The sequence below is a fragment of the Gardnerella sp. DNF00038 genome (assembly GCF_049262855.1).
Taxonomy (GTDB): Bacteria; Actinomycetota; Actinomycetes; order Actinomycetales; family Bifidobacteriaceae; genus Bifidobacterium; species Bifidobacterium vaginale.
The window spans coordinates 955,565-969,273 of record NZ_CP058407.1; the positions used below are offsets into that span (position 1 = coordinate 955,565).

Annotated in this window: 10 protein-coding genes; 2 read left to right on the forward strand and 8 right to left on the reverse strand. The window is 39.4% G+C overall.

Features of this window, described 5'->3' with window-relative positions; translation table 11 throughout:
* Positions 1-72: 72 nt before the first annotated feature.
* The 5 genes from HXT19_RS03745 to lepA all read right to left on the reverse strand — a co-directional run bounded on the left by HXT19_RS03745 (position 73) and on the right by lepA (position 6,971).
* Positions 73-1,413: an ABC transporter permease gene (locus HXT19_RS03745; protein ID WP_415698990.1), complete on the reverse strand. Its 1,341-nt coding sequence runs from the start codon at positions 1,411-1,413 to the stop codon at positions 73-75.
* Positions 1,414-1,437: 24 nt separating this feature from the next.
* Positions 1,438-2,808 (reverse strand): ABC transporter permease, encoded by a 1,371-nt coding sequence (locus HXT19_RS03750; protein WP_422119626.1) that lies wholly within the window; start codon positions 2,806-2,808, stop codon positions 1,438-1,440.
* Between the two features lie 462 nt (positions 2,809-3,270).
* Positions 3,271-3,726 carry a tripartite tricarboxylate transporter TctB family protein gene (locus tag HXT19_RS03755; protein ID WP_004117747.1) on the reverse strand — a complete coding sequence of 152 codons (456 nt, stop codon included), beginning with the start codon at positions 3,724-3,726 and terminating at the stop codon, positions 3,271-3,273.
* A 45-nt stretch (positions 3,727-3,771) separates the two neighbouring features.
* Positions 3,772-5,064 (reverse strand): radical SAM family heme chaperone HemW, encoded by a 1,293-nt coding sequence (hemW, locus tag HXT19_RS03760; protein WP_415698993.1) that lies wholly within the window; start codon positions 5,062-5,064, stop codon positions 3,772-3,774.
* 26 nt (positions 5,065-5,090) lie between these two features.
* Complete coding sequence (gene lepA, locus HXT19_RS03765; RefSeq protein ID WP_004126037.1) at positions 5,091-6,971, reverse strand: translation elongation factor 4; 1,881 nt, start codon at positions 6,969-6,971, stop codon at positions 5,091-5,093.
* 255 nt (positions 6,972-7,226) lie between these two features.
* Between lepA and rpsT the strand changes: the two genes are divergently transcribed.
* Positions 7,227-7,487 (forward strand): 30S ribosomal protein S20, encoded by a 261-nt coding sequence (gene rpsT / locus HXT19_RS03770; RefSeq protein WP_004113577.1) that lies wholly within the window; start codon positions 7,227-7,229, stop codon positions 7,485-7,487.
* Positions 7,488-7,631: 144 nt separating this feature from the next.
* Here the strand turns inward: rpsT and HXT19_RS03775 are convergent, their stop codons facing one another.
* From HXT19_RS03775 to HXT19_RS03785, 3 genes are all read right to left on the reverse strand, one after another.
* A complete protein-coding gene (locus tag HXT19_RS03775) occupies positions 7,632-8,360 on the reverse strand; it encodes a GntR family transcriptional regulator (RefSeq protein WP_004114987.1) in 729 nt (242 codons plus the stop codon).
* Positions 8,361-8,659: 299 nt separating this feature from the next.
* Entirely contained in the window at positions 8,660-10,045 is a 1,386-nt protein-coding gene (locus tag HXT19_RS03780; protein ID WP_004113572.1) for a PTS ascorbate transporter subunit IIC, read from the reverse strand.
* Between the two features lie 402 nt (positions 10,046-10,447).
* The gene (locus tag HXT19_RS03785; protein ID WP_020760373.1) at positions 10,448-11,641 is read right to left on the reverse strand and encodes an SLC13 family permease; all 1,194 of its coding nucleotides are present in this window, start codon (positions 11,639-11,641) and stop codon (positions 10,448-10,450) included.
* Between the two features lie 277 nt (positions 11,642-11,918).
* Here HXT19_RS03785 and HXT19_RS03790 point away from each other — a divergent pair, with 277 nt between their 5' ends.
* Entirely contained in the window at positions 11,919-13,634 is a 1,716-nt protein-coding gene (locus tag HXT19_RS03790) for an acetolactate synthase large subunit (RefSeq protein ID WP_004117736.1), read from the forward strand.
* Positions 13,635-13,709 lie beyond the last annotated feature (75 nt).

Genomic DNA, 13,709 nt, shown 5'->3' on the forward strand with positions numbered 1-13,709 from the left:
TCTTATTCTTAATAAAATCCAGTTAAATCCAATCTTCTAATTGATTCATATTAATTATCTAAGAAAATCACCTCAGCTCATTGAATTCAATACAAAGCGAGGCTTTTTAAACATTATTGGCGCAAGAGCAATGCATAGAGATACAAACGCTATAGCAAATCCTATAAGAATAGCAAAAAATGTTTGTTTATTTGGAATCCAAGAAATGCTTAAGTCAGAAATTGTACTATTTGAGACATTAGCCAATAGCATTGATCCTACACTTGAAGATATTGCAGACCCAATTAGAATTGATGCAACTGAACAGAAGGCTGTTATTATAAAAACTTCTATAATCATTTGCAAAGCTATTACAGACTTGTTCATACCAATTGCCATTAGAACTCCAACTTCGTGAATCCTTCCTCGAACCCAAAAAACAAGAACTAAACCAAGCACTATAATTCCGACTAATGCAAGACACATTAAAATCATTGTTACTAGTTGCTTAACTGTTTTTACAGATTGAAGAACAGAGGCAAATCTTTGCGCATTGTTTTCTACAGAAAGCATGCCATCGCCATCGTTTTTAGCGATTTTATTAGCTTCTTCTAAAGCTTTAGTTAGATTATTTGAATTTTGCATAACGCACTTTATAGAACTGCGATTTTTACTTCCAGACAGGTAAAGAGCGGATTCTAAATCAGTTATTACGCGATTTTCGGAAGAGTCTGACGGCAACGCACCTTTTGTTTGCATCTTGCCAGAAAAAATACCAACAACCTTAAGATTAATGCTTTTGCTGCCTTGTTTTAGCTTTAAAACAGAGCCGAGTTTAAGATTATTTTGCTTAGCAAAAGACTTGTGAATTATTGCAGATTTTGCGCGCTTAAAGTCGCCAGGTGCCGAAGAATGAATATGATTACCTTCCTCAAGCTTATATAATCCTTCTTGAAATCCTTGTGATAACTGTGATCTAGTTGTTCCCGTTATTGAAACAAGCGAAAACATCTCATCATTGTCTAAACGCGGACCATGTATTGGCGCTACAATTTTAACGTTAACAGGATTTGCTAAAACATCTTTTTCTTCTGCAATAGTTTTTATTCCACTAATCTTTTTAAATTTTGCAATAAGATTTTCTGGAATTCCTTCGTTTTTTTGCAAATCTTGAGGAATATCTTGCTGCGATTGATTAGCGGAATCACTAGAAGAATCAGACTCTGGCAAAGTCTCTCCCTGCGTTTTTGCATAAACGCTAAAACCTAAGCCAATATTAGAAGCTATTTGATTCTCAAGATTTTTTACAGAAGCAATAACTCCACTCTGGCAAATAAGCGCACTAAGAACAACCGTAATAATCAAAGCTAAAATAGCACTGCGCCTTGGTTTTCTAACTATAGCTAACCAAGCTCTTTTTATAATTTGAATCATTTTACCACCTACTTTTGCAGCCAACTACTTTTGCATGCCAAGCAAATCTCTAGGAGACTTTCGCAAAATAGGAAGATAAGACAACGCAACTGCCACAACAATAACCATCAGAACAATTAATGACGATTGAATTAAACATTCTGTGTTAACTTGAACAGCAATCTTATCTAATGTTCTCGTTGCCATGCTCGATTCTAGATTTCCTCCAGCTTGCCCCATCGAACTAAGCTGCTGCGCGGCAGAATTTTTTACTGAGCCTAATGCGCAATCACTAATCCAAGGAGATATTGCGCTCGCAAAACCGTAACCTATTGCAATGGCTGGAATCGCAAGTAGCACAAGCTCAAAAAGCTGCTGCAACACAAGGGACGCCTTTCCTACACCAATTGAGGTTAGAACACCAATTTCTCTTCTACGCTCATTAATCCAAAGAATAAGCACTAATCCTAAAGCAATTACAGCAAACGCGCTTACTGCAATAACTGTTATGTTCATCATGGATTTTACGCCTTTTGCTGCTCCAATCATGCCTTGTACGAATTGATCATCTCGAGTAATCTGATAGTTTTGCAAATCAATCGGCAGCTTAGACGCTTCTTCAATCACAGAATCTGCGTCCGCTCCTTTTTTAACCTTAAAACTTGCGTCCTGGTATATTTCTTTTCCAGGCTTATATTTGTAAAGTTCTCTAGTTGTTTTTAAATCTGTATACACAGTGTTTGCAGTTAATTCCGCGCGCGTTGCAACTGGGTGATTGTTAGCTCCGCCATAAATTCCAACTATGCGTGTTTTTACTTGCTCCGTAGAATGGTTAAGATTATCAGCGTCAAACGGGTTTGCTTTAAGTGTTAATGAATCGCCTAATTTTAAGCCATTTAGTTTTGCTAAATCTTCGTGAATTAAGGAAGCATGCTCATCTGATTCTTGCAAAGCTCTTCCTTTAACCATGTGGATTGATTTTGTTTTAAACGCATTTAAGCCCTTAGAAGAGTTTGTTCCCTCTAGGTTTACAGCGTTGCCGAATTGCTTTTCTCTACGAGCATCGTAGTCTTGAACACCTTTTATTCTGGCTGCTTTTGCGTCAACTAAATCAGCAGTAACATTTTGACGCAAAACATAAGAATCAACGTTTTTTAGTGACGCGATTTTTTTAACATCACTTGGCTTAACAGTTCCTGCTCCCCTAGGAGTTCCAGGATTTACTTGCGGATTATTTGCTAAAACAAAACTAGATTCTGCCTGTTCTTCTACCTTTTTGCCTTCTTTTTCTGCAGCAATCGCAACTGCAGAAGATGCCAGCAGAAGCGTTGAAATTAATGCTAATATTACAAACACTATTGCTGATTTCACTCTTTTTCTCAAAACGTAGCGTATTGCGCGAGAAATAAATGTCATCGACTACCTTCCTCATTGAACACTTGTCATTATGAAATTGTCTGTTACAAAATAGGTACAATAAGTACAATCTCGTAGCTTATATGATTTACCCTTATAAAAAGCTAAGAAAGAACTGTTGATTTTCTTTAAATATCTTAGAAAATTTTATGAAAATTACTGATTTAATCTAAAAAATATGCGCAATATTGTTATAATCATTTTAAATATTTTTAGTTGTCGAATGATTATAGAAGAAAATTACGCAAACAAACTATAAGTTTTACTAATTAATACTTACTAGTCAAAAAAATTTATTCTGCCTGATTTAACTAGAATTTGCATGATCATTTTGCAGGATTTGCATAGATAAAAGCGTGTAAAACAAACAAGGCGCGCACATTGTATTAACAAAGTACTCGCCCTAATTATTAAAAACAGTTTTATTTATTTATAAACAAACCTAAATCGACCCAAATCTAACTAAAGCGCGGTACCGTGCTGATCGAGTCGCGGATTTTGCTTAGAGTTGCTAAAGCTAAAGAACAGCCCAAACACGCCCAAAGCAAACAACACTGCAACAGTTATAACAAGCACCATTGGCTGACTTGGCAGCCACATAATTACCAAGAACGCGAATGCAGAAAGCAAGAGAACAGCCCAAGAACACACGCCAATAACTTTGCGAACAGTATTCCAAGTATCATCTCCAGCCTTAGCTCGCTTAATATTACGAGTTAACTGTTCCTCTTGTTCTGTAACGCTAGAAGATGGCTTCCAACCGTCAACGCCGTTTTCTTGGAGCCTTCTTGAATGTTCTTGCAGATTGTATTCGTCAATCATTCCACCGCGACCGCGGCCATTCGTTTGATCGTATTGAGACGGGATTCCCCTACGACTCTGCCTGGCTTTTGCTCTACGCTCTTTGCGGTTTGCCATGATTGATTCCTTTCTGCATTGAATTTTCACACAATACGAATCATTTTAACGCATAACTAAGCCATTTTGGCACGCGTCAACAATTTTTTCGATTAATAAATCGTTTAATAAACGCCCTTTTCGAGTGGCAGCAATACGATTTTTGTTCAACACTGCCAAATCTTCTTTACACACTTCGATTAGCACTTTTTGCAAATAAGAATCGTCAAATTCGCAATTTGCTTTACGCATCTTTGTACACAATTCATCAATACTAAGACCTTCCCTAATGCGCAACCCAAGCATTACCTCTTCTATCAACGCATCCTCGCTATTTATACACTCGTAGTTTTGCCAAGGCACGTTTCCTGCATTAATCGCATGCGCCCAACGTTTTGGATGCAAAATATCCCAAGATCTAAGATTGTAAAACTTGCTTGAATCCGCCAAAAGAGCACAATCATCCATGCTTTGCTTGCTAATGCCGCTAACAGAATTGTAGTGAGAATGAGCCCCTGGGCCAATTCCTGCCCAATCAATGTTCTTCCAATATCCAAGATTATGTTGAGACTCAAAACCAGTGCGCGCCCAGTTAGAAATCTCATACCACTTTAAGCCAGCAGAATTAAAAAACTCGTCTGCAACTTCGTATTTCGCGGCTTCATCATCGTCATCTGGCGCGTGAATTGTGCCAGCAGCAATTTGGCGACCCATTTTTGTGCGCGGCTCTACTGTTAGCGCATACGCGGAAACGTGGTTAACGCCCAGGCTCAAAGCCATTTCTACCGACTTTCGCCAATCGTCTAGACTCTCCCCTGGAGCTCCATAAATCAAATCAACACTCGAACGCAAACCACAAGCATCCGCTGCTTTAACTCCGCGCTCTACATTTTCTGGCGTATGCGTGCGGTCAAGCGTTTTTAACACATGCGGCACAGCCGATTGCATTCCAAAAGATATTCGCGTAAATCCACCTTCTGCAAGCGTCTCAATATAAGACTCATCTGCAGTGTCTGGATTTGCTTCTGTAGTTATTTCCGCGCCAGGCATAATGCCCCACAAGTTACGTATTTCTTGCAAAATTCGCACTAAATCTTGCGCTTTAAGAACGGTCGGAGTCCCGCCGCCGAAGAAAACAGATTGCGCTTTAGGCTCGAAAATCCCGTGAAATTCCTGCCACTTTTTTACAAGACGCATCTCTAGAATCGCAACATCCGCGTACCCTTCACGACTCGCACCTTCGCCCAAATCACGAGCAGTATACGTATTAAAATCGCAATAACCGCAGCGACGCAAGCAAAACGGCACGTGCACGTAAACTTCAAAAGGCATGATTGAACGTGAATCTTCACTTGTCATGTTCGATTCAAAATTCAATATAAGCCTCAGCCTTCAGACTTTTGCGCTGCACGAATCTTATCTTTAGTGTCTCTATCGTTTGCGCCATCGTCTGTAGCCAAAGCTGCAACAAACGCTTCTTGCGGAACTTCAACGTGTCCAAGCATCTTCATGCGCTTCTTACCAGCCTTTTGCTTTTCAAGAAGCTTGCGCTTACGAGTAATATCGCCGCCGTAGCATTTAGCGAGTACGTCTTTTCTAAGCGCACTAATCGTTTCGCGCGCAATAATACGCGAGCCAATCGCAGCCTGAATTGGAATCTCAAACTGTTGGCGAGGAATAAGTCCGCGAAGCTTCTTCGTCATCATAACGCCGTAAGAATAAGCCTTATCTCGGTGAACAATCGCGCTAAAAGCGTCAACCTTATCTCCCTGAATAAGAATATCTACCTTAACAAGATCTGCAGCTTGCTCGCCATCTTCGTGGTAGTCAAGAGAAGCGTAGCCTTTTGTGCGGCTTTTAAGCTGATCGAAGAAGTCAAAAACGATTTCTGCAAGAGGAATCCTGTAGTGCATTTCCACGCGATCGGCACTAATGTATTCCATTGTGCCCATTTCCCCACGATGATCTTGGCACAAGTCCATAATCGCGCCAATAAAATCTTTAGGCGCAATAATATCGGCAGCAACCATTGGCTCAATAATGCGCTTGATTTTGCCTTCTGGGAACTCGCTAGGATTAGTCACATGATGCTCGGTGCCGTCTTCGCTAGTAACATCGTAAGTTACGTTTGGAGCAGTTGAAATAAGATCTAATCCAAATTCTCGACTTAAGCGCTCGGAAACAATCTCCATGTGCAAAAGACCTAAGAATCCACAACGGAAACCAAATCCCAACGCAACCGACGTTTCTGGCTCGTAAATAAGAGCAGCATCGTTAAGTTTTAGCTTATCGAGAGCATCTCTTAGCTCTGGGAATTGCGCGTTATCTATTGGGAATAAGCCAGCGTAAACCATAGGCTTAGGGTCTCTGTAGCCTTCCAAAGGCTCAGATGCGGGATTTACAGCGCTAGTAATAGTGTCGCCAACTTTAGATTGACTCACGTCTTTTGCGCCTGTAATTACGTAGCCGACTTCTCCAGCTCCAAGCGCCTTGGTTGGAGCCATATCTGGGCTAATAACGCCGATTTCAATAGGATCATGCGTCATGCCAATGCCCATCATATGCAATTTTTCACGCGATTTAAGCTCGCCATCAACCATACGAATATATGTGACGATTCCGCGATACGAATCGTAGACTGAGTCAAAAATAAGCGCACGAGCAGCGCCATTAGGATTTCCACTAGGAGCTGGCACTTCCAGCACGATTTGGTCGAGAAGATCTTTTACACCTTCGCCAGTTTTCCCAGAAACACGCAAAACTTCATTAGGCTTGCAACCAATTAATCCAGCTATTTCTTCCGCATGCTTGTCTGGCTCCGCACTAGGCAAATCGATTTTGTTTAATACAGGAATAATCGTTAAATCATGTTCGATTGCCATATAAAGGTTAGAAAGCGTCTGCGCTTCAATACCTTGAGTGGCATCCACAAGCAAAACCGCACCCTCGCATGCTGCAAGCGCACGCGAAACTTCGTAAGTAAAATCAACGTGACCAGGAGTATCAATCATGCCAAGCGAATACTCTTTACCGTCAAAAACCCAAGGAACTCGAACAGCTTGCGATTTAATAGTGATTCCGCGCTCTTGCTCAATATCCATGCGATCCAAGAAACGGTCTCGCATCTCACGTTCTGGCACAATTCCAGAAAGCTGCAAAATGCGATCCGCTACAGTAGACTTGCCGTGATCTATATGCGCAATAATGCAGAAGTTGCGTATCAACGATTGATCCGTAAATCCTGGCTGGTTATGCGGTGTAATCAAAGCAAATATCTCCTTTTAAGACACAATGAATATATAGTATAATGTGCATCAAGCACTGTAACTCATTAATGGTAGCAACTTGACTACCCTAGTCCAAGAAGATAAGAACAGCAAGTTATGCACTTAATTACATTTAATGCATGCAGTAAGCATTATGGTGATTAATATTCGTGAAAATTAGTGGTTTTATCCAAGAATCATGCTATGCTTACCCTTTGTATGTCCTTGATATAGCAAACGTCGTTTGGAGTAATAGTGGCAAACATTAAGTCGCAGAAAAAGCGCGTGCTCACCAATGAGAAGGCACACAAGCGTAACGTGGCAGTGAAGTCTGCTTTGAAGACTGCTATCCGCGCTACTCGTGAAGCCATCGCTGCTGGTGACAAGGCTGCAGCTGAAGCTGCATTCGCAGTGGCTGCTAAGAAGCTTGACAAGGCTGCAGGTCGTGGTGTGATTCATAAGAATCAGGCTGCAAACCGTAAGTCTGGTCTTGCTTTGGCAATCAACGCTCTTTAAAATAGTCGCATTAGATTGCGATCTTAATTAGAGTTTGAAAAATCTCCGTTATCATTTGTTTACATTTGGTAACGGAGATTTTCTGTATACTAGAACATTTTTATATAGAAAAACAAGAATCGTTCAAGAATAAATAAAGTAATATCAAACAGTAATATGCATTTTGAATTGAATATCACAATACTTTGGTGTATAAACAGCAGCACCAAAGGCTATTATTGAACCAAAAGAGTCCTTAACAATGGATTCAACTGCAAGAGATGGAGTTTTATCTTCAACCTGTAAAACTTTTGCCATGGTTCCACATAGTTGCTCAACATGAACAGACAAATCATTTTCACAAAGCTTTACAGCGTAATCGCTTTCTAGAAACTCTGCTAAAGATTTTTTCGTAAAATCATGAGTCAAAACTTTTGGAAATCTTGAAGCTTCAAGATAAACTACACTGTAATTAGACAAAACGTCATCAACGTACTTTAATCGTTTAACACAAATAAGATCAATTGACTCATCTAAACCAAGCTTATAAGCAGCAGATTCATCTTTAACTACATCATTTTGAATAACTTTGATTCGTATATGTTCTTTGCTTTCAGAATAATTCTGGTAAAAGCCTTGAACCTGGTCTGATATAACTTCACGGTTAACACTGTGAATAACATCTCTTGCTCTAAAAGTTCCTTTGCCTTGTATTCTTACAAGCAGACCTTCCAATATCAGATTATCAACTGCATGTCTAAGAGTAATTCTGCTAACGTTGTATTGCTTACACAATTCTACCTCTGGAGGAAGTTGTTCGTCTGGCTCCATTAAGTCAATGCGTTTCCTAAGATTGTCTCGCACGGCAATATATTTAGGTACACCTTCGGTCACAATCCACTCTCCAAATAGTAATTTTCTTTTAAAAGCTATTAAAAAAAAATCTTAAAAAATGAAGCTTTTAAGAAAATTTTTACAAATTTGCTTTCAAAACACACAACAGTTACATAGTATCAGTATATTATGCCAATATACGATTAAGGCGTGCCTATACTACAAAAGGCTACAATCTTAAATTATTGATTAAAGTTGCTATTTAATCGCAAATTCAAGATCATAACCTTTTAGACTTATCGTTTCTATTTTTAATTGTGATTTAAGTTTAATTTCTACAATAACTCTTCACAATTGTATTAGTTTTCAATTGCATATTTGACTTTACTATTTTCTCTGCGCGTCAACAATATTGAAGACGCGTAGAAAAGAACATAAGATATTACAACTGCAATAATACTTACGATTTTGCCTCCTGCAACATTCGTGTAACCAAGAAAAACTCCAGTTACACCAAAATCAGCGTCTGAATAAGTGGAGTTTGCAGAACCAAGATTACCCAAAACAGGCAAAAGAAGTAACGGCAAGAATGTAATAACAATACCATTAACAAAACCGCCTACAACGCAGCCTCTTCTACCAGCTTGGCCGTTGCTAAATACGCCAGTAACACCACCAGCCATAAAGTGAGCAACAATTCCTGGAATAACAACTGTTGTGCCAGCCAAAGCCATAATAACCATTCCAACAATTCCGCCAGCAAAGCTTGCCAAGAATCCAATAAGAACAGCGTTTGGAGCAAAACCAAAAGTCATAGGAGCATCCAATGCTGGTTTAGCGTTTTTAACGAGTTTTTCGGATATTCCCTTAAATGCTGGAACAATCTCATCTAAAACAACCTGTACGCCTGCAAGAATAATGAAAACGCCTGCAGAGAACATTGCAGCCTTAAGAATAACAAACACAATAAAGTTTTGCCCATTAGATAAATGCGATTCAATATATTGCGGCCCCGCAAAAAGTGCTACAACAGCGTAGATAATTGCCATTGAAAGTGCAATGAGAACAGTTGTATCTTTTAAGAATCCAAGAGCAGCTGGGAACTTAATATCTTCAGTAGACTTAGACGGATGCTTTTTAGAAGCTGTAAGTTTTGCAATCAAAGTTCCAATAAGAACTCCACTACTCGTAGGATGTCCAAGTGCAACATCATCTTTGCCGGAGGCAGTGCGCATAAATGACTGAACCAATGCTGGAGAAATCGTAATAAGTAGACCTTGAGCGAATGATCCGAGAATAATAACGGTTAGAGTATTAAAACCTGCGACATTGAAGATTACTGCGAGCATACTTGCCATATAGAATGCAACGTGACCAGTTAAGTAAATGAACTTAAATCTAGATGTTATTGATAAAACAATGTTAACAATCATTCCAAAGAAGAAGATTAATGCTGCTTCTGATCCATACTTCATAAGAACTGTACCGATTATAGCTTCATTATTTGGTACTACGCCTTGAACATGGAACGCATATTGGAACATGCTCCCAAAAGGATTTAGTGCTTCAGTGACTACTCCAGATCCTGCTGCCAATACTAAGAAACCAATCATTGTACGAATAGAGCCTTGTACTATGTCGGAAATCTTTTTGCCTTGTACTGCAAGACCAATTAGAGAAATCATTGCAACTATTACAGATGGTTGTCTAAAAACATCTAGCAGTATAGACAGAACACCGTTCATAGTTCTCTCCTTATATGTTATTTATTAATATGTGAGCTGATTTTGGCATGCATAATTTACAAAATTACAAGAGAGAAAATGTAATTAATGCCAAAAGTCTTTTGCCCAAACTTAACTTAGTGCAAGAAGAAATAATAATGGATAAGCCAAGACATAAATTTGTTATAATGTTATATTCAATTTTTGATGATTTTCGTATATATTTTAAATAAAATGAAAATTATTAAGCATAATTGCAATTTAATAGAAAATAATACAACAAAATCGCAAACAATCCGAAATTTACTAGCATTCCATTGCAGAATAACATAAAAATATGTGAAAATAATCACAACAATTGCAATAAAAGACACGCCCACAATGCGAAAATCACGCAAAAATCACGCAAAAACCAGAAAGACGCTACTCAATAATCCAAGCTAAACCAATCAAAACAGCCAAGAAAAGAAGATTCACAATTGTGTACATAAGCAAATAGCGACCCTTATGATGAGGGTACTTATGTGTAATACTCTTGTATGAAATCAAAGATGCCATAGACGCAATAAGTGTTCCCATACCGCCAAGATTAGTACCAATAATAAGCATCTTCCACTGATCACAGAAGCCAGAAAGTAAGATAGTAGTTGGAACGTTGCTAATCACCTGACTAGATACAACAGAAACTTCCATAGGATGAGAACCAACCCACATTTGCGCGATCTCAGTAAATCCTGGAACCCTACGCATGTTCCCGATAAAAATAAAGAACATTATAAACGTAAGAGGCAAAGCCCAGTCCAGAGCGCGAAATACGTGAGAATCACAAATAATAAAGGCAATAACAACTGCCAAAACCATAATCCAGTCTGGAATCCAGCCAGCTACTCCACACAAGCACAAAACGAATAAAAGACTATAAACAATAACTCGCCATTGAGTAAAGCCAACACCATAACCCATAACGCGAATCTCATCTGGCTTAGGTGATTTAGAGTGCGGAGCCAAAACACTTTGTTCAATGTCATCACCATGCAAGCCTTCAAATTGATCGACTTTTCTAGAGCTAAAGAACACAAACGCAAACGCAATCATAAGAATCGCAGCGCTAAGAGTGTAAGGGGCCATAATGGAAAGAAAATCGCCCGTAGACATTTTAGTAAGCGCTTTAAGATACAAATTGTGCGCGTTGCCAATAGGTGTTAACATACTTCCAACGTTTGCACCAATCGTCATTAAAGTCACAACAAGAATTGCGTGCTTTTCTGCATTCGCCATCATCAAAACAGAAATCGCAAAAGGAACAAAAGTTACAAGTGCAACATCATTAGTTATAAGCATAGCTGAGAAAAACGTTAGAGACATAAGAACCAGAACTAATCCGCGCTCAGTTCTTACTCTTCTAAGAAGATTTGCACCAATGCTTCTAAAAACGCCTATTCGCTGGAATCCGCAAACAACCATCATTAAGCAAACAAGCTGAGAAATAGTGTTTACATGAATGTAGCCAAAATATTGTGCGTCTGGTGGAACGAAAAAACAAGAAATAACAGCTAAGACGGCAGCCACAATAAGGATGGTTTCACACTTGACCAAATTCAGAAGCCAGCGCCTCATCGTTCCTCCGTGACAAAAATACACAACTCGTTCAATTGTATAAGAAACCCAATCCAAAGGGGCAAAAATTCCCGACAAAATCGTTGAAATAACAAGGCATATTGTCTTAAAAGAGCTTTAGTTTTGCCACAAAGCGAATAGGCAAAAATCCGCCCATTTTTATGACACGCGCAAAATGGGCGCATGTCGTAGAAGACTATATTATAAATGGAAAAGAAGTCTTGAAGTTTAAGCTTAAAGGCTGAAACAACTTAAAGCAAAAGCGAGAAGCGCAATTATGGCAAACGAAGAATTGCAGAAAACAAAACAAAACAATCATAAAAGAAACACAGCGGATTTGGTTGTAGAATGCCTTGTAAATGAAGGCGTTGAAGTTGTTTTTGGAATCCCAGGCGAAGAAAATATTCCGCTTTTAGAAGCAATTGAACGAAATGGAAACATACGCTTTGTGCTTACTCGCCACGAGCAAGGCGCAGGTTTTATGGCCGCAACTTATGCTCATATTACTGGAAAGCCAGGCGTGTGCTTAGCAACGCTTGGACCTGGAGCATTAAATCTTACTCTTCCAGTGGCTCAGGCAAACGCAAGCACGACCCCGCTTGTTGCAATATGCGCTCAAGGAAACGTATCTCGTCTTTATAAAGAATCTCACCAAATCATTGATTTGGTGTCATTGTTCCAACCGATCACTCAGTGGTCTTCGATGATGTTAGCTCCAAGCACTGCTCCAGAAATGGTTCGTAAAGCTTTCTCAATCGCTCAAAGAAAGCGTCCAGGAGCAACCTGCCTTGTAATCCCAGAAGACATTAGCGAAATGAGCGTTCCAGAAAACGCAAAGCCACTTCCACTTCCAAGACCTCTGCACATCCTTCCCGCTCCAGATACTATTGACGAAGCTGCTAAAATCATTAGCCAAGCAAAAACGCCGATTATTCTTGCAGGAAACGGAGTTGCACGAAGCCATGCTCAAGATCAGCTACGCGCTTTTGCAGAACAGCTTAATGTTCCAGTTGCAACAACATTTGAAGGCAAAGGCGTGTTCCCAGATAATCACCCTAATGCTCTTGGCGTAGTCGGATTCATGCATAGGGATTATGAGAATTTTGCTTTCGATACAGCAGATTTGATTATTGCTGTTGGATTCTCTATACAACAGTTTGACCCTAAGAAGATTAATCCAAATATTGACAAGACTATTATTCACATAAACACATTTGTTGAAGACACAGACGCACACTACCCTACTGCCCTAAACATTATGGCAGATATTGGTCAGACTCTTAAAACTCTTACAAATGTTCTTAAGGATAGAAACATTACTTTTGATGTAACTCACCCAAAGATTCGTCAAATGATTACAGACGAGCTACGTTCGTTTGAAAACGATAACAGTATTCCTATGAAACCACAGCGTGTTGTATACGACACTAGGCGCGCTGTTCCAGAAGGAACCAAGGTTCTTGTAGATACGGGCGCTTTAAAAATGTGGATGGCAAGGCTTTACCCAACAATGCATCCAAATACGTGCATTATAGACAACAGCCTTTCTACAATGGCTTGGACTTTGCCTGGAGCTGTTGGAGCATCGTTTATTAAAGATAATAGTGGAAAAATCAACACAAAGCCTGTTCTTGCTGTTATGGGCGACGGCAGCTTTATGATGAATGTTCAAGAGATTGAAACCGCTGTTCGCGTGGGTTCTAGAATGGTTGTTCTAGTTTGGGAAGACAACGCTTACGGATTGATTAAGTGGAAGATGGACTTACACGCTGGAGAACACGAATACGTTGATTTTACTAATCCAAATGTTCCAAAATTGGCAGAAAGCTTTGGAGCTAGAGGCCATGTCGTACAAAAGCCAGAAGACTTATACAACATGCTTAAAGAAGCTTTGGAACAAGAAAGCGGCGTTGACGTTATAGCTTGCCCAGTGGATTATAGCGAAAACATGAAGCTTATTGAAAAGCTTGGAGACATTGATTTTGGCAACTAGGTTGATTGTGACAACTATAGTGCTAATTGCATAAGAAGAATCTCCGCACTTGCATTAATTCAGTTATCATCTGCC